Genomic DNA, 18,005 nt, shown 5'->3' with positions numbered 1-18,005 from the left:
TGTTTGCACAGATGACGATAATGGAATTTGTGATACTGAAAAAGCGGGAAGTGGATATCAACTATTGCCAGTACCTATCAATTCAGAAATTAATCCATGTACAGGTGTTAATTACGCTGGGGTTCAATATAATATGATGAATTATTCTAATTCTGTTGCGCAAAATTCACTGCTGGGCAAGGGAATAATATCGAAGATTATTTTATGATTGTCAGAGGTAGTTTGACGACTTCAAAATGAGCTACTGTTTTACCTGCAACTCCTGCACCATCTGTTAAATCATCTAAATTAATTATTAAATAATACTTTATTGTATAGTTTCTATTACTGATAATAAAATTATTACAAAGTAAAAGACTCACAAGATTTCTGTGAGTCTTTTACTTTGTTGAAACTGTAATTTATCTTTGAAATAAAAAACCTCTCAGCAAAACTGAAAGGCTTGTATTGAAATTATTTTTTTAAGTTTTCTTTAAAATCATCGATCCTGAAATCAGTTAATACATTTCCTTTTTCAATCTTTTCTTTAGCATATAATCTGAAGTCATTTTCAGTTTTTTCTAAAAGGTAATCATAAGGTCCGACTTGGGAAATCAGCTTCACCAAAACCGGAGAAATTTCCAGACAAATGAAAAGACCCATGATGAATGCAGCAGCAGTTGCTATAATGGCTGAGTTTTTTCCTAATTCATCCAAAGCCTGAAGTCTCGCAGCAAAACCATTAAATTTATCTTCAATAGTTTCGGTTGATTTTCTTTCGGTTTCCAGATTGGTGTAAACTTTTGAAATTTCTTTATCTAAATATTCCAATCTTGGAGCAGCCTGCTTTTGATAATTTTCAAGATCAACTCTGCGTTGTTCTTTTAATTCTTGTTTACGCTTGGCATTAGGCCCATAACCTTCTTTACCACTCGTTAATCCCGATTGTTTCCCTAAAATTTCTTTTTCTAATTCCACAGCTGCAGAATCATAAGATTTTTGGTATTGAGCAATTTTATCAGAGATTTGTTTTTTTTCGGTATCAAAAGGCCCACTTTGCTGAAGTATTCTTCCGCTCATTTCGCCTTGTAATTGTTTTTTATTTCTTTGAATAATGGTATTCAATTGTTTGTTGACTTCCTTTTCGAAAATTTTAAGTTCTAAAGGTTTAGAAATAATAATTCCTAAAAATGTTGCTAAAATCAATCTTGGAATCGACATCAATATCTGATTCCACCACGTTCCTGTTTTTTTTATGGATGAAACAATATATCTGTCTAAATTAAAAATCATCAATCCCCACAAAATTCCAAATCCAATGGAAATTAATAGATCATCAAATACGGTATACATTGCGTAACCAGCAGAAAGTGTTGCGAAAATCGCTGTAAAAAATACAATACCACCAATTCCGGAAAATTTATTCCATTCGCTTGGTGTTTTTCTGAGGATATGAATATTTCCTCCTGAGCAAATCATCAAAAATTTCTGAAACCAATTAATTTGATGACTCGTCTGATTTATAGTTTGTTGACTGTTTTTCATTATCGAAAATTTATACAAAATTAGTATTAAAAACCATACCAATGTTACAAACAGTAATATGTTTTACCAAGTATTTGTATTTTGATATTTAAATAACTGATTATCATTTATTTAAATGTTGTAATCTGCTTGATATTAATTTATTGTTAAATTAAAATTTTTATAAACTGAAGAATTGCTAAAAAAATAGTAGTTTTGCAGTCGAATATTTAAAAATTTAAGTAAAAATGAAAAGAATTGGTACTGTTTTGTTGATTATGTTTTTCGTTAATTCATTTTCACAGGACTTACATAAAGAATGTGGTTTTGATAAAATCATGCAAAAATTGGATGACAGACATCCGGATCAAAAAAGGTTGAGAGAAGAAGGTGAGCAAAAGATCAACAGCATCAATCAACAGGCTTTTCTTAATAAAGTAGGGGCAACTTCTTCGTGGAATGCATTGTATACAGGACAGCTTTATGAGATCCCTGTTGTAGTACATGTAATCGAATCACAGGATGCAGCAAATGCCAACTTAGCGGTAACTGACCAAGAAATAATCAATTGGATTGGAAGAGCAAACAGCATGTATGCCACAACCTATGGTAACGGCTTTTATCCTGAAGGTGCGGGCCCTACCGGCGGAAATGTAATGCCATTTAAACTTGTTTTGGCAAAAAGGTCGCCAACATGTATGCCTACGACGGGTATTATACGCTATAACGGAAGTACTCTTGCTGGTTATGATCAAAATGGAGTAACTGATACCGGAGCCACAGATTCTCAAATTAAAAATCAATTGGCACCACACTGGCCTGAAAACTCATACTTTAATATTTATGTAGTCATTGGTTTTGACGGACAGCAACAATTATCTTATGGGCTAATGGGTTATGCTGCATTTCCAACTTCATATGATTACGATTATGAAAGTTTTATGAAAGTAGCAACGATCAAAAACCAAAATGATACAACACTTACTCACGAGCTGGGGCATGCTTTTGGGCTTTACCATACTTTTCAAGGAATTTCGGCAAATAGTCAAACAACCTGTCCGGTAAATAATAACTGCTCAACAGAAGGTGACCGGGTTTGTGATACTTCACCATCTAGAAGTATGTATGGAGTTGCAATTCCCAACAATAATGCTATCGACCCATGCACATCTCAAAATTATGACGGAACTCAGTATAATGTAATGAACTATACAAATTCTAACCGTAAATTTACGGAAGGGCAGAGAAACAGAGCTGTTCTGCTAATGATGGAATACAGAAAAAATCTGCTCAATTCACTTGCAGGCACAGATCCTGCAACAGTTGTCACTACCCCCGTTTCTGTAGTGAACGCACAATGTAGTCCTTCCGGAATAGTAAATCCTACCAACAGTGCTGTGGGGCCGACAAGAGTAATTTTCGGAACTATCAACAGTATAAGCAACGGATATGATTCTGACGAAGCAACTCCTGTTTACTACGCAAATTATGCTACGGCAAGCTGTGTAAGACCTGCTTATTTTACAGATATTGCTTCAAATACTGCAACACAGTTGAAGGTAACTTATGCGTATGCATTCAACCATGCTGAAAAATTTAGAACGAAAGTTTGGATTGATTATAATAACAATGGGATTTTTGAAAACTCAGAATTGGTAGTAAATAACTTATCAGCCAACTTAACAAATTCAGGACTTACCCTAACCAATAACATCACACCTCCGGCAAGTGCTGTAAAGAATGTATACTTAAGAATGAGAATAGCGGTAGATGCTGCTACATTCAATGGAGTAACTTTCCCTGATTTTGATGCATGTTCGCCATTACAATATGGTCAAATGGAGGACTACGCAGTGAGGATTTTGGAAACATTAAGTACTTCGGATATTAAAAAAGATAACACTGAAACTAAAATTGTTTATACCAAAGCCACTAACAAGCTTCAGATTTTTGGAGCCGGCAAATCTGTATTTGGTGACTATCAAATCTATGAAATGAGTGGGAAACTGATTCAGAAAGGAAATTCAAAAACAAATGAAATCCAGATCAACCAAGAATTAGTAAAAGGTACATATATTGTCAATTATTCAGATGACGACAAACAAGGATCGAAAAAATTCCTTAACAATTAACAACTAAGAAGCCCTTTTATAAGGGCTTTTTTTATATTTAGATTAAAGCAGAAATAGAAAATATATCTACGAAAAAAATAGATCACTTCAATCGATCAGGATTCTGTTTCAAAAAACTTTCCCAGCCTGTGTAAGATTTAGTGTCAGTTTTTGTTCCGGAATTAAAATGATGACATACGGCGACAGCCAAACCATCGGTAGCATCAAGATATTTTGTAGGAAATTCTTTTAGGTTTAAAAGGTTTTTCAGCATTCCTGCGACTTGCTCTTTGCTGGCGTTTCCGTTTCCGGTGATGGCCATCTTTATTTTCTTAGGAGAATATTCTGTAATAGGAATGTCTCTATGCAGACTTGCAGCCATTGCAACGCCTTGTGCGCGTCCCAATTTCAACATCGACTGTACGTTTTTACCAAAAAAGGGAGCTTCTAATGCAACTTCATCAGGATGAAATTCGTCAATTAAAGCCAATGTTTTGTCGAAAATATATTTGAGCTTGGTTTCATGATTGGGATATTTTTTTAAAATCAGTTCATGAATAGAAATCATTTCCATCTTCCCTTTTTTTATCGAAATGAGTCCAAAACCCATAATGGCAGTTCCCGGGTCGATACCTAAAATTATTTTCTCTGTTGAAATCATCGCATCAAAGATAAGGCATTCTTAAATTTATTTAAAAATTTAACTCAACTTAAAGTTTCTTTTTATAATTTAGTAAAAAAACTATCATGAAAATAGCAAATAATTTATTGGCAATCAGTATATTGTTGTGTTGTGGGCTAGGCACTCTCAAAAGCCAGTCTAAAACCTCTCAAAATATCAGTCAGCAAAACGAAAATCAGATTGCTTATCTTTTTTTTAAGATTAGTAAAAACACCAAAGGCGTAGAAAAAATTTCTTTGTATGACAAGAAAATTGTAAAAGGAAAATTAAAATCAATACCAGCTTTTGGTGAGAGAGAAGATTTGCAGAATGATTTTGTAATTACTTTATCTGATGCTAAAGGGAATGAAATTATAAAACAGTCTGTAGAAGATCCGTTAAATCCTGAATTTGAAAGTTATGGTGAGACGATAGAAAGACACAAAATGTCGTTGCAGGAAAGTGAATTCAGTTTTAGATTTTCTTATTCGGATAACATTAAATCTATCAAAATTGAAAGAATTAATAATTCTAAAAAACAAATACTCTTCACCCAAAACTTTTAATCATGAAAAAATATATATTCTTCCTGTTGATGGGCAGCTCCTTTTGCTTATCTCAGACATTTACAACCTCACCGTTACTGCAAAATGGCACCAATGACAAACGCATCAATATCGCAGTATTAGGAGATGGTTTTACTGCGACGCAGCAGACTGCTTTTGTCAGTTCTGCTCAGGCAACGATTAATTATTTATTCACAAAAAGTCCTTATACAGAATACAAAAATTATTTTAATGCGTATGCAATTAATGTAATTTCTGCAGAATCTGGTGTAAAACATCCGGGAACAGCTACAGATGTTACTGAGCCTATTTTTCCGGTTTCTAATCCGAATAATTATTTCAGTTCTACTTTTGATAACGGAGTACACAGATGTTATTATGGAAATGCTACAAAAGTTACACAGACTTTAGCTGCCAATCTTCCGGATTTTGATATAGCGTATATTTTAGGAAATACTACAGAATATGGCGGTTGCGGAGGAACTTATGCTTTTGCTTCGCTCAATGCTTCTGCAAACGAAATTGTGGTGCATGAACTGGGGCATTCATTTGGTAAACTGGCAGACGAATATTGGTTTTCCGGATCTGGTGAAGCTCCGAATAAAACGCAAACTTCCAGTCCTACAACGATTAAATGGAAAAACTGGGTAGGTATTAATAATGTTGGCGTTTATTCACATGCAGAAAGCCCGAACTGGTACAGACCGCATCAAAGTTGCGAAATGAGGTATCTCAACCAGCAATTCTGCTCGGTTTGTAAAGAAGGAATTATTGAGAAAATTCATGGATTGGTGTCTCCTGTTGATTCTTATACTCCTGCTAATTCAAGTTCTGTAAACGCTAATGCTAATGTGACTTTTACCGTAAACGAAATTCTTCCGATCCCTAATACTTTGGTGAATAAATGGACGCTAAACGGAACAGTACTTGCCTCAACAGCAAACACGTTGACAGTAACTCCGGCTCAGCTAAATAATGGAAATAATACATTGCTTTTTTCCGTAACAGATAACACGGCATTGGTAAAAACGGATAATCATAGTACTGTGCATTTTACGAATGTTTCATGGACTTTGAATAAGAGTACTTTAGGAACAGCAGAAATTAAAGCAGAAGAGAGAAGGTTCAGCATTTACCCAAATCCCGCAAATGATGAATTCTTTATCAAAGGAAAATCGAATTTCTCAAAAGATGTAAACATTAATCTTTTTGATGCCTCAGGAAAGTTAGTTCCTGTAAAATTTGAATTGAAAGATGCTACAACTGTTTATGTTGATATAAAAAATCTTCCTGCCGGCGTTTATACGGTAACAGCAACAGAGAATAAAAATCTAATCATTTCTCAGAAGATAATCAAAGAGTAATTCTTTGAAATGTTTTTACTTCAACCGACTTTTTCAGGTCGGTTTTTATTGTTTTTCAAGTTTCTTTTCTGCAATCGAAACCCATTTTCCGTCATGACGAAGGAGGGTGATTTTGTCAACGATGAATTTAGTTTTAAATTCTTTTTCGTTATAAATTTCCCAAGCCTTAAGATAGTTTTCGAATGTTAAATCACGAAATCCTACCGTTACATGAGGATGGAATGAATAATTTTTAAAACTAAATCTTTCTTTTACTTTTAAATGTAAATCTTTCAAATCATCATTTTCTTCAGGTTGTACGTATAAAACCGGATTTTTAGGATTCGGAAAACTTCCAAAACCATTCAGTGTAATTTCGAAAGGGGAAACGTGGGTGTCAATCTTTTGAAAAGCTTCGTGGATATCATTCTCCAAAGCTAATTCTCTCTCAAAAGGTGGAAATAATGTGATGTGCGCATCATTTTTCAAAGCTTTAGAATTATTATAATTTAAAGCTAAATCTTCCTTGAAAATCCTCACTTCATCAATAATTTCCTGTGGCGGATAGATGGCTATGAAATACATTTTCTTCATGCCATAAAAATAAACTTTTTAAAAATTAGATCTAAAAATTTAATGCATAAGAAAATTATACATAGATTTGTTATGTATAAAATTGAGAATTGAAAAAGAACAGTCTTTACAAAGGAACTCTGCAAAATATCATTTTGAAATTACTTTCGAAAGAGGTTAAAATGTACGGTTACCAAATGACACAGCGAGCGAAAGAGCTTACAGAAGGCGAGTTGGAGATGACTGAAGGTGCTTTGTATCCTTTACTGCACAAATTGGAAGGCGACGGCCTCATCACTTCCGAAATTCAGAAATTTAACGGACGAGACCGTAAATACTATCTTTTAACAGAGAAAGGGAAAAAGCAGCAAGCCGCTCAGGAAGCCGAAATGAAAACTTATTTGTTTAATCTAAATACCATTTTCAATATATGATGACTGACTTTCAGGAGCGTGAGATAAAAGATTTTCTACGCAAAAAAAAATTAAGTGCTGTTATTTTAAATGAAATTTATGATCATTTTGTCGTTCAGATTTCAGAATTAATGAAAGAAAATGTAAGTTTTCAGGAAGCATTTCTTAAAACTAAAATGGGCTGGCAATATGAACTGGAAATGGTAAACGCAGATACGTTATCATTCAAAAAAGTTGCAAGAATTGAGAAAACAGTTTTGAAATCAAGATTTAGAAACATTATTTTTTCATCTATTTGTCTTTCTGTGATTGGGTTGGCTGCATTTTTATTTTTGAATGATTATTTTTATATAATACAACTTGGTTTAGCAATTCTTTCATTCTCTATGCTTGCGTACAACTTTGCATTCAAAAAAATGAAGTTCGTAGAATATATGGAATTGAGTTTCCACCCTTTGATTTTGAAAAACCTTGTTATAGGATGTATTTTATTTTTAGGAATAGGCTATTTTACTCAAAGTTCACATTTTTGGGACTTTGGAATAGGTAAAGTTTTTAGTATTTATGGCATGTTGGTGCAAATTCAACTGCTGTATTTCAGAAGCAAAAAAGTGAATGTTTTAATTTAAGTATTTTTTAGAATGATAACCTCAGCAGAAGAAAAGCAAATAGACGAGTATCTGATTCTGAACAAACTTCCATTGGATATTTTGCTGGAAGTCCGTGACCACATGATTTCGCAGATTTTGGATATTCAGGTTCATGAAAATCTGAGTTTTGAACAAGCGTTTTTTAAGACTAAAATTGCCTGGGAAGACGAATTTAAAATGACCACATATTCTTCTTTTTCTCTTGAGCATATTCCTGCAATTTTCAAAAAAATTGTAAAAGCAAACTATCGAAGAATCATCAGAAAGGCTTTGATAATAGCTTTTATTTCTTTTCTGCTGAACTTTGTACTCATTTATATTTCTCCAAATGAAGAAACTTTCAAGTTGTTTTTTAAAATCCAGAATGCTTTTTTCATTGTTGTGCCTGTTTTCTTAATACTAAGCAATTACAAAATTTGGAAGTATATAAAAGCAGATTTTAAGTATAAAGGGAAAGTATTTTACTCAATGTATCAACAGAATCTGGGACTGATGATTTTTAGTATTTCAATGATGATTCAGGCGGTAAATGCTAATGGTAAAGCGTACACGTATTTATTTCTAAAAGAAGGAAATATTAGTCTTGCACCTTTTCTCATTATGCTGTTTGTTCCTTTTCTGCTACAGACACTGGTGGTTTTTTCAATCATTAATTTTCTTGAACACAAAAAATCATTACTGAAAATTCAGAATTTTATTAAAATTTCCGAAAACAATTAATGAATTTTATTAATGAGAAATACTTTCCATCATATCGGTGAAGTTTTTAATCTCACGATGAGGTTTAAATGTGGAGCTTTTTCCTTTTTCTTCATCAGCGATGTTTGAAAGAATGATAACTGAAGTTTTTGTTGCAGGATAATAAATGTTGAGTGAAGGCGAACCTTTTACATAACCACTGTGAAAGTAAGCAGTTGGATTTCTGATGTTCATCATAATTCCGTAGCCGTAACCCATTTTCCCGAAAATAGGATGTTGTCTCTCGGCACTTTTGGTTAAAAATTTATTTAAAGTTTCTGGCTGTATTATTTTACCGGAGTAGAGAGCATTATTCCACAAATGCAAATCGTCAATCGTTGACAGAATTCCGCCTGCCGCAATTCCGATTTCTTTTCCGCCTAATCTTTTGGGCATATTCCCTATCATTTTAAAGTTTTTTCCATTCCCCAAATATGCAGAGGCAAAGTTTTCACCTTGAAATAGATTTCCGGTAGAAGAATTTTTCATCCCCACTTTTTTAAGTAAATCCATCACATTTTCATCATAAGATTTACCCGAAACTTTTTCAATGATTTTACCTAAAGCATTAAAACCATCATTAGAATAATTAAAACCTGTTCCGCTTTTGAACATCAATTTTTCGCCAAAATTATTCAACCCGGAAGTATGATTCAGAAGTTGAGAAATGATAATATTCTCATATCCATTGGATTGGAATTCTTTTAGATATTTTGAAACTTTATCCTCCAAACTCAATTTTCCTTCTTCCATTTTTAACAAAATTAAAACGGCCGCAAACTGTTTGCTGACAGATCCGATGGCAAAAATAGTCTGATTGTCAATGTTTTTTTTGTTTTTAAAATCAGTAAAGCCATTGTTTTTTCTAAAGATTTCAGTTGAATCTTTAAAAACGGCAATACTTCCATTAAAATTATATTTTGAAAAAACCGAGTCGATTTGATTTTGATACAGTTTTTTCTGATAAACTGCCACTGCTGAATCTGCGATTGCTTTTTTATCAACGGGCTGTGTTGTTTCAGGTTTTTGACAGGAAATTAAAAAGATAAAAAGAGAGGAGACGTAGAGTGATTTTTTCAGCATTTAAGATTGTTTTCTTAAAAATATGAAAAATATGATTAACATAAAAACAGTAATTATTTCGAAATCAAATCGCAAAACCAAAAAACATATTCTCCTTCCTCACTGGTTTCGTCTGATTTTGGTTTCGGATAAGTTTTCTTTACGGTATCCCCAATTTCAAATGCAATAGGATTTTTAAAAATAGGACCGTCAAAAGTAAAAGTGTGAAATTCTCCGTTTTCTCCACATGGATCTACATTTTCGGGTAAATCTTTAATGAAATCTTCATCAATTATTCTTCCGGCAAAACTTTTATCGAGATAAGTCTCATTCACGCAGGTGACAATTGTTTTAAATCCCAAATCTAAAAATTCATGGATGAGATCTGAAGTATTTTGTTTCCATAAAGGGAAAACAGCTTTCATTCCGATAGATTGTAATTGTTCTTCACGATACGTTCGCAAATCTTCCAGAAAAATATCTCCAAAAATAGAGTGGGTGACTCCCTGAGATTTAATTTCATTCATGGTTTTAGACATTATCTGTTGATATTCTTCCATCGACGGCTCTTTGGGAATTTCCATTTTAACTAAAGGAAGACCTAAACTTTCTGCCTGTTTTTCCAATAATGAAACAGGAACGCCATGCATCGAGATTCTTTGGAACTCCTGATTGATGCTTGTCAGCAAAGCAGTAATTTCAAATTGATCCTCTTGTAAAATTTTATACAAGGCTAGCGAAGAATCTTTCCCGCTGCTCCAGTTGAAGATGGCTTTTTGTTTCATTGCACAATATTAATATTTAAAGATGATATTACAGTGATTCAAGCAATGTTTTAGAGTGATAAAAATGCAAAAAAAAAATCACTGAGACGTTGAAATATCTAGTCATGGTATTGAAAAATTTTATAATTTTAAAATCTTAAAATAACAATATGAAAAACTTTTTATTGGGTACGGCTGTCTTGTTTTTTACAGGCAGCATCAATCCTGTATTTTCCCAAAAAGCTGAAACTCCAAAATTTGTAAGCAATACCGAAGGTATTAAAGAATATACGTTGAATAACGGGATGAAAGTTCTTTTAATTCCCGATGGTTCTCAAAGCAACATGATTGTCAATATTGTGTACAATGTTGGTTCTAAGCACGAAGGCTACGGAGAAAAAGGGATGGCGCATTTACTAGAGCACATGCTTTTTAAAAGCACTAAAAGATTGGGCGATATCAAGAAACAGCTTTCTGATAAAGGTGGTGATGCGAATGGAACAACGTGGTATGACAGAACTAATTATTACGAAATCTTTCCGTCAAGTGACGAAAATCTAAAATGGGCTTTGGATATGGAAGCCGACAGAATGATCAATGCAACTATTCTGCAGACTGACCTCGATAAAGAATTTTCTGTAGTAAGAAATGAATTCGAAATCGGCGAAAACAATCCGGGTGGTGTTTTGATGGAACGTATTGTTTCAACAGCGTATTTATGGCACAACTACGGAAACAGTACGATTGGAAGCAAAGAAGATATTGAGAGAGTAAAAGCGCCAACTTTGAGGAAATTTTATGAGAAATTTTATCAGCCGGATAATGCTACATTGATTGTTGCCGGAAAGTTTGATGAGAAACAGGCACTCAATTATGTTGCTCAATATTTTTCGGTCATTCCAAAACCTTCAAGAGTGCTCGATCAGCCTTACACGGTAGAGCCGGCGCAGGATGGTGAACGTTTTGTAGAGCTAAAGCGTTCTGGAGAAAGTAAAATAGTTGGAGCATTGTATCATACGGCGCCTTATGCAGATAAAGATTATGCGGCTTTGGATGCTTTGTCAGAGATTCTTACCTCAGATCCTTCAGGATATTTGTATAAAGCAATGATTGATTCCCGTAAAGCGGCGTCTGTATATTCTTATCAGCCAACCGTAAGAGATGCCTCTTTTATGTATTTTGGCTTGGAAGTGCCTGCTGATAAAGATGTAAAAGCTGTACAAAATGATTTCAGAGCAGAGCTTAGTAAAATAACTGCAATCAAATATACTGCTCAGGATGTCGAAAGAGCAAAAGCCAAAATCCTGAAACAGATTGAAAATACTAAAAACAATACCATCAATTTAGCAATTAGTTTGACTGAAATTGTAGGCGCAGGAAATTATAAATTATCTATGCTTTACCGCGATAACATCGAGAAATTAACGTTGGCTGATGTTCAGAGAGTTTCAGATAAATATTTTAAAGATAATAACAGAACAATAGGGGTTTTCATCCCGACGAAAGATGAGGTGAGAGTTAAAAATCTTGAATATTCTGACGATCAAATTGCTGCATTGACGAAAGATTACAAAGGGAAAGCTCTTGAGAAAGAAGTCGCACCATTTGAAGCGAGCGTAAAAAACCTTAAAGCTAATCTTACCGAAGGTAAATTAAGCAACGGAATGAAATATGGTGTCATTAAAAAAGAAATTAAAGGCGGAAAAGTATTGGGAAGCTTCAGATTTCCGGTAAGTAATGGTAAAGATTTAAGCGGTAAATCGCATATAGGTTCGCTGATGGCTCAGGTTCTCAAAACCGGAACAAAATCGCATACTAAAGAGCAAATTCAGGATATGCTTGATCAGTGGAAATCTAATGTGAATTTCGGATTCGGTGGACAAACCTTTTATGTCAACATCAGCACTTACAAAGAACATTTACCAAAAGTAATGGGATTGGTGAAAGAAATTTTAACTGAATCTAATTTCCCTGAAGCTGAATTGGCAAAAACGGTGAACGAATATAATACGTATCTGGAAAGTTCATTAAATGATCCTCAGTCAATTGCCTTTACCGAAATAGAAAAGATGACAGAAACGTATCCTAAAGAAAGTATTTACTACACGTCTTCTACGCAAGAGCAGATTGAAAATAATAAAAAAATAAAAAGAGAAGATCTTATTGATTTCTACAACAAAATTTTAGGAAGCAATAACGGAGTGGGAAGTATGATTGGTGATTTAGATACCAAAACTGCTTCAACATTGCTTGATCAGACTTTCGGTAAATGGAATTCAAAATCTAAGTACGAATACGTTAAACCGGAACTTTTCGCAAAAAAAAAACTAGATAAAGACTTTATCACTCCCGATAAAGAAAACGGGGCTGCTGTAGGGAAAATCAGCTTTACGATGGATACAAAAAGCCCGGATTATCCTGCACTTCTGATTGCCAACGAAATGTTGGGAAGCGGAGGGTTTTTAACTTCAAGAATCCCGACAAGACTTCGTGAAAAAGAAGGGATCAGCTATGGTGCAGGTTCTTACATGAGTGTGCCTGTAAGTAATGATGTAGCATCTTGGGGTTGGTATGCATTTTTTAATCCTACAAAGAAAAATGATGTTGATAAAGCTTTGAAAGAAGAAGTAAATAAAGCAGTGAAAGATGGTTTCACGGAAGAAGAATTTAAGTCTAATTTAAACTCGTGGCTGACTTCCCGAAAAACCAACTTAGGTACTGACGGAGCTTTGATGGGATTGGTCAATCAACAATTGCAATACGGAGTGCCGTTAGAAGATTATGATGCTTTAGAAACAAAAGTGAAGGCATTAAAAGTCAATCAGGTAAATGATGTTTTGAAAAAATACATCAGTGAAGATAAAATGACTTCAGTTTTTGCCGGGGATTTTAATAAGAAGTAATTTCTCGAAGCTAATTTAAAAAGTGAGTCGGCGCAAAATTTATTTTGCGCCGACTTTTGTTATTGAATAATTTAGATTTTAGGATTGATTTTGAAAAGTTCAAATTATCATTTACTCTGAATTTCTTTTATAGGAATGAAGCCTCCGTTTAAGTAGTCGAGTTTTAATTCAAACGGGACTGATGTAGATCCTGATGCGATCAATCCTCCGATAATCCCGAAAAACGCCGAGGCAAGAACAACATCTCCTGTTTTAGCAGTAGATTTTATTTTTCCTATAAAGTAAAAATCTCCATCTCTTTTTTCTGCTTTCATAAAAGCATTTTCTACAGGTAAATAAATATATGGGGAACTTTGGTATACGATTGCAAATACATCATTTTTCTTAATTTCTTTTTCCTTGCCTTCTGCCATTTCATATATTTTAATGATTTTAGAGGTTTTCCCATAAAACTTCACATTAGAAATCGATTTTTCAGATGGCTTCTGATCTTTAAAAGAATTATAATCTGAATATATTCCTTCTTTCAGTTCAGCAGAATTATACAAACTTAGTTTTTGTTTTTCAATTTCATCAAAATTTTTGATGTCCTCAAAACTGTACTGGTTTGTCTGAAGCGCTTTTTTAGAAATGTTTCTGCTTATAAAATCACTTACCATTTCACTCCCTTTCTTCATAGTGGCTTTGGTGACATCCATAGAAGAATGATCAATAACTGAATCTATTTTGTCGAGATATGAATAAGTTCCATCTTCGTTTTTAGCAAATAAGTAAGCCTGGAAGTAGCAATAGCCATGCTCGCTAAATGCTCCGGTGATTTCTGCAAAATAAAATTGCTTAAGATACATCACAACAGTACCCTCATCCGTGTTTTCTCCATTAATTTGATTTAATAAATTTTGGAACTGATCATTAAGATTTTTTGTAGGAACTACTTTCGCTTTTGTGTTGAATGCTCCTTTCTGAACAATTCCTAATGACGTAGAGTCGGCTCTGGCATCAATAAGTTTTATGGTTTTGTAATAACTTTTTTCAAGTTTTTTATCGGGAAAGCTGATTGAGAAATCCTCGGTTCTTTTTTGAGAATATATGGAAGATGACAATATAATTCCTAAAAAAAATAAAACAGACTTCAGACTTTTTTTCATAATAATTGAGATTGTAAATTGTTTTCAGTTGCAAAAATAACACTTATAATGATTTGCTAAAATTAAAACCTCAAAGAAAATCCTTGAGGTTTGATTTATATTTAAACAGTTAGTAGTAAAAATTGCCAATCCGGCTACGGATTACATATTTCTTCTGTACTTACCACCCACTTCAAACAAAGCGTTGGTAATCTGTCCAAGCGAACAGTATTTCACGGCATCCATCATTACATTGAATAAATTCTGCTGATTGATCGCTGCGTATTGCAGAGTTTTTAAAGCGGCTTCTGATCTGTCTTCATTAGATTTTTGGAAATTATGCAGAGTCTCGATCTGAACTTGCTTTTCTTCCTCAGTCGAACGAATAACTTCTCCAGGACGAACCGTTGGCGAACCATCTTTTCCAAGGAAAGTATTTACACCGATGATTGGATATTCTCCGGTATGTTTCAACCATTCGTAATGCATCGATTCTTCCTGAATTTTTGAGCGTTGGTACATCGTTTCCATTGCACCCAAAACGCCACCTCTTTCCGTGATTCTGTCGAATTCTGCGTAAACAGCTTCTTCAACTAAATCCGTTAATTCTTCAATAATAAATGAACCTTGCAATGGATTTTCATTTTTAGCTAACCCTAATTCTTTATTGATAATCAATTGAATCGCCATTGCTCTTCTTACAGACTGCTCAGTTGGAGTCGTAATCGCCTCGTCATAAGCATTGGTGTGCAATGAATTACAATTGTCATAAATTGCATAAAGCGCTTGTAAAGTCGTTCTGATATCATTAAAATCAATTTCCTGAGCGTGAAGCGAACGACCCGAAGTTTGAATATGGTATTTCAACATCTGACTTCTTTCGTCTGCACCGTATTTCAGTTTCATTGCTTTTGCCCAAACTCTTCTTGCAACACGTCCGATCACTGAATATTCAGGATCGATACCGTTGGAGAAGAAAAACGATAAGTTCGGTGCAAAATCATTGATGTCCATTCCTCTTGACAAATAATATTCCACATACGTGAAACCGTTTGCCAAAGTAAATGCCAACTGAGAAACAGGATTTGCGCCCGCTTCTGCAATGTGATAACCGGAAATTGAAACCGAGTAGAAGTTTCTAACCTTTTCTGTAATAAAATATTCCTGAACATCACCCATCAGTCTCAGAGCAAATTCAGTAGAGAAAATACACGTATTCTGAGCCTGGTCTTCTTTTAAAATGTCAGCCTGAACCGTTCCACGAACGGTCGCAATGGTTTTAGCTTTAATTTCAGCATAAGCTTCCGCAGGAATCACTTCGTCTCCGGTTAAACCTAATAATTTTAAACCTAATCCATTGTTTGAAGGTGGTAATTCTCCGTTATATTTTGGTCTTTCTAAACCTTTGTCGTCGAATTTTGCTTTTAAGGCTTTTTCAACATTTTCTTCAAGTTTGTGTTCAGCAATATATTTTTCAACATTCTGGTCGATGGCCGCATTCATAAAGAAAGCCAACAACATCGGAGCCGGTCCGTTGATGGTCATTGAAACTGAAGTCATTGCATTCACCAAATCAAATCCGGAATACAATTTTTTCGCATCATCTAAAGTGGCGATAGAAACTCCCGCATTTCCGATTTTACCATAAATATCCGGTGGTAAAGCTGGATCTTGTCCGTACAAAGTCACCGAGTCAAACGCGGTTGACAAACGTTTTGCATCCATTTCCGCAGAAACATAATGGAATCTTCTGTTGGTTCTTTCCGGTCCACCTTCTCCCGCAAACATTCTCGTTGGATCTTCTCCTGTTCTTTTGAAAGGATAAATTCCCGCAGTGTAAGGAAATCCTCCCGGAAGATTTTCCTGACCTTTCCATTGGATCAAATCACCCCAATCATTATATTTTGGTAAAGATATTTTTGGAATTCTTAAATGTGATAAAGATTCTGTTGAGGTTTCAACTTTAATTTCTTTTCCACGAACGAAATACGAATAAAACTCAGCTTTGAAAGCCTGTTTCGTATCATCCCAATTTTTTAGGAAATCGATATTTTCCTGTTGAAGATCTTTTTCGGCTTTTTGATATTCAGCATCTAAAGTTTCATTCGAGAGGAAATTTTTGACACCTTCGATATGATACATTTTTCGTGCTAATTCAGCCTGTTTTTGAACATTGGCGTCGTATTGTCTGTTATTTTCAACAATTTCGGATAAATAACGGACTCTTTTTGGAGGAATAATTGTTACTTCGTCTGTAATTTCCTGCTCGATGAAACCTTGTAAGTTTAAATCAGAGAATTTCTCATTTACTTTTGCAACTAATCTGTTGTAAAGTTCTGTCGTTCCGTGGTCATTGAACTGAGAAGCTTTTGTTGCATAAACTGGCATGTCATCCAACGGACTTTCCCATAATAAATGGTTTCTCTGGAATTGTTTTCTCACCGCTTGAAGTGCGTCTAAAGCACCACGTTTGTCAGATTTATTTAAAGCAACCAAATCTGCATAATCCAACATATCAATTTTTTCCAACTGCGTTGAAGCACCGTATTCAGGAGTCATCACATACATAGAAACATCCGCAAAATCAGATACTTCTGATCCTGATTGTCCGATACCTGAAGTTTCCAGAATAATTACATCCGGATGAGCCAATTTCAACACATTCAAAGCTGAATGAATGGAAGGCGAAACAGAAACGTTGTTTTCTCTCGTCGCCATCGAACGCATATAAACTCTCGGGTCGTTGATCGCATTCATACGGATTCTGTCCCCCAAAAGTGCACCTCCGGTTTTCTTTTTTGAAGGGTCAATAGAGATAATCGCGATTTTTTTATCAGTATTGGAACGTAAGAAACGTCTTACCAATTCGTCTGTTAATGAAGATTTTCCGGCTCCACCTGTACCTGTAATACCGATAATTGGAATGTTTAAGTCTTTTGATTTTTCATCAATAGCTTTTACCAATTCAGGTTTTTCTTCTGAGAAGTTTTCAACGGCAGAAATGATTTTTGCAATGCTTGTAGAATTTTCAAAACTAATTGAATCTAAATCACTTGCTTCAACATCTCTTCCGGTCGCAAAATCTGATCTTTTTACCAAATCATCGATCATTCCCTGTAAACCAAGCTCACGACCGTCGTCCGGAGAATAAATTCTGTCGATTCCGTAAGACATGATGTCTTCGATTTCTTCAGGCAGAATAACACCGCCGCCACCGCCAAAAATTTTGATCTGCGGAGAGTTTTTCTCTCTTAAAAGGTCATAGATATATTTAAAATATTCGTTGTGACCACCTTGATAAGAAGTTAATGCAATTGCGTTGGCGTCCTCCTGAATGGCTGTATTTACAACCTCTTCAGCAGATTTGTCATGGCCAAGGTGAATGACTTCACATCCTGTTCCCTGAATCACACGACGCATGATATTAATAGCTGCATCATGACCGTCGAATAACGACGCTGCTGTTACAATTCTTACTTTGTTTGTTGGAGTATATTTTTGGGTTTCCATATTGATTGTAGAAAATTTCTAAGTTTCCAAATATAACAATTTAATAAAAACTTATTTTAATTATTCAAGATATTGATATTT

Annotated in this window: 14 protein-coding genes; 7 read left to right on the top strand and 7 right to left on the bottom strand. The window is 34.5% G+C overall.

The window, feature by feature from the left end:
- Positions 1–453 precede the first annotated feature (453 nt).
- Entirely contained in the window at positions 454–1,524 is a 1,071-nt protein-coding gene (locus tag LNP04_RS09195) for a DUF4407 domain-containing protein (protein ID WP_229986188.1), read from the bottom strand.
- A 227-nt stretch (positions 1,525–1,751) separates the two neighbouring features.
- Here LNP04_RS09195 and LNP04_RS09190 point away from each other — a divergent pair, with 227 nt between their 5' ends.
- Positions 1,752–3,635, top strand: a complete 1,884-nt coding sequence (locus tag LNP04_RS09190) for a zinc-dependent metalloprotease (protein WP_229986187.1) — start codon at positions 1,752–1,754, stop codon at positions 3,633–3,635.
- Between the two features lie 82 nt (positions 3,636–3,717).
- Here LNP04_RS09190 and ruvC read toward each other — a convergent pair whose 3' ends face one another.
- Positions 3,718–4,272: a crossover junction endodeoxyribonuclease RuvC gene (gene ruvC / locus LNP04_RS09185; protein ID WP_229986286.1), complete on the bottom strand. Its 555-nt coding sequence runs from the start codon at positions 4,270–4,272 to the stop codon at positions 3,718–3,720.
- 89 nt (positions 4,273–4,361) lie between these two features.
- Here ruvC and LNP04_RS09180 point away from each other — a divergent pair, with 89 nt between their 5' ends.
- Positions 4,362–4,841 carry a hypothetical protein gene (locus LNP04_RS09180; protein WP_229986186.1) on the top strand — a complete coding sequence of 160 codons (480 nt, stop codon included), beginning with the start codon at positions 4,362–4,364 and terminating at the stop codon, positions 4,839–4,841.
- Between the two features lie 2 nt (positions 4,842–4,843).
- Entirely contained in the window at positions 4,844–6,205 is a 1,362-nt protein-coding gene (locus LNP04_RS09175; RefSeq protein WP_229986185.1) for a M64 family metallopeptidase, read from the top strand.
- A gap of 45 nt (positions 6,206–6,250) precedes the next feature.
- Here the strand turns inward: LNP04_RS09175 and LNP04_RS09170 are convergent, their stop codons facing one another.
- Positions 6,251–6,769: a 2'-5' RNA ligase family protein gene (locus tag LNP04_RS09170; protein ID WP_229986184.1), complete on the bottom strand. Its 519-nt coding sequence runs from the start codon at positions 6,767–6,769 to the stop codon at positions 6,251–6,253.
- 98 nt (positions 6,770–6,867) lie between these two features.
- Between LNP04_RS09170 and LNP04_RS09165 the strand changes: the two genes are divergently transcribed.
- From LNP04_RS09165 to LNP04_RS09155, 3 genes are read left to right on the top strand one after another with little or no spacing between them, the layout of a single operon-like run.
- Complete coding sequence (locus tag LNP04_RS09165) at positions 6,868–7,191, top strand: PadR family transcriptional regulator (RefSeq protein WP_229986183.1); 324 nt, start codon at positions 6,868–6,870, stop codon at positions 7,189–7,191.
- Complete coding sequence (locus tag LNP04_RS09160) at positions 7,188–7,799, top strand: hypothetical protein (RefSeq protein WP_229986182.1); 612 nt, start codon at positions 7,188–7,190, stop codon at positions 7,797–7,799. Before LNP04_RS09165 ends, LNP04_RS09160 begins: the two co-directional genes overlap by 4 nt.
- 12 nt (positions 7,800–7,811) lie before the next feature.
- The gene (locus LNP04_RS09155) at positions 7,812–8,540 is read left to right on the top strand and encodes a hypothetical protein (RefSeq protein ID WP_229986181.1); all 729 of its coding nucleotides are present in this window, start codon (positions 7,812–7,814) and stop codon (positions 8,538–8,540) included.
- A gap of 9 nt (positions 8,541–8,549) precedes the next feature.
- On the opposite strand, the gene LNP04_RS09150 is transcribed toward LNP04_RS09155, so the two are convergent.
- Entirely contained in the window at positions 8,550–9,641 is a 1,092-nt protein-coding gene (locus LNP04_RS09150) for a serine hydrolase (protein WP_229986180.1), read from the bottom strand.
- A gap of 53 nt (positions 9,642–9,694) precedes the next feature.
- The gene (locus LNP04_RS09145) at positions 9,695–10,405 is read right to left on the bottom strand and encodes a diphthine--ammonia ligase (RefSeq protein WP_229986179.1); all 711 of its coding nucleotides are present in this window, start codon (positions 10,403–10,405) and stop codon (positions 9,695–9,697) included.
- A gap of 149 nt (positions 10,406–10,554) precedes the next feature.
- On the opposite strand from LNP04_RS09145, the gene LNP04_RS09140 reads away from it, so the two are divergent.
- Positions 10,555–13,287 carry a pitrilysin family protein gene (locus LNP04_RS09140; protein ID WP_229986178.1) on the top strand — a complete coding sequence of 911 codons (2,733 nt, stop codon included), beginning with the start codon at positions 10,555–10,557 and terminating at the stop codon, positions 13,285–13,287.
- Positions 13,288–13,394: 107 nt separating this feature from the next.
- On the opposite strand, the gene LNP04_RS09135 is transcribed toward LNP04_RS09140, so the two are convergent.
- Together LNP04_RS09135 and LNP04_RS09130 are read right to left on the bottom strand one after the other, a co-directional pair.
- Positions 13,395–14,435 carry a hypothetical protein gene (locus LNP04_RS09135; protein WP_229986177.1) on the bottom strand — a complete coding sequence of 347 codons (1,041 nt, stop codon included), beginning with the start codon at positions 14,433–14,435 and terminating at the stop codon, positions 13,395–13,397.
- Positions 14,436–14,576: 141 nt separating this feature from the next.
- Entirely contained in the window at positions 14,577–17,924 is a 3,348-nt protein-coding gene (locus tag LNP04_RS09130) for a methylmalonyl-CoA mutase family protein (protein ID WP_229986176.1), read from the bottom strand.
- Positions 17,925–18,005 lie beyond the last annotated feature (81 nt).

The sequence above is a fragment of the Chryseobacterium sp. C-71 genome, from assembly GCF_020911865.1.
Classification (GTDB): Bacteria; Bacteroidota; Bacteroidia; order Flavobacteriales; family Weeksellaceae; genus Chryseobacterium.
Note: the sequence above shows the minus strand (reverse complement) of the source record. Positions and strands in the feature narration are given on the sequence as shown.